The organism is Salinimicrobium oceani, assembly GCF_012037645.1.
This window is the reverse complement of record NZ_JAAVJR010000832.1, coordinates 1-408: the sequence shown is the minus strand read 5'-3', so window position 1 is coordinate 408 and position 408 is coordinate 1. Positions and strand designations below refer to the sequence as shown.

Here is a 408-nt window from a genome sequence, read left to right as displayed (position 1 = left end):
AATTATCCCTTGCAAATGAAAGTGTACCTCCTTCTGTGCCGGGACTTCCGGAAGAAGGGAAGAACCTGTTTAAGACCAGCAAAGAAAATACCTGCTTATTAAGCTCATTTTCCTGCTGATTGATTTGCTGTACCCTGCCGTAAACCTGCCCGCTAAGAGCGCCCTGTTCATCTTCGGGCCTATCCAGTCCAAAGGAAAGCCGGGGAGCAGAGATTTCGCCACCAATCCTTAAGTACACCATAAAGTCCAGTTCCTGCCTGAATTGGCCCATGTTTCCAGAAGATTGAGAAGTAATTTGGGCAGCCATTAACCCTGAGGCAGAGGCCTCAACGTTATAAACTGCAGTAATATCCAGGTCGGCATCCATGGGATCACCTGCCCAAACAACACTGCTGCCTTCCATGATAT

At 48.0% G+C, this 408-nt stretch carries 1 protein-coding gene; it reads right to left on the bottom strand.

All coding sequences use genetic code 11. The annotated features are described in order from the left end of the window. The coding region (locus HC175_RS19615; protein ID WP_168139801.1) for a translocation/assembly module TamB domain-containing protein at nt 1–408 on the bottom strand (408 nt) is incomplete at both ends.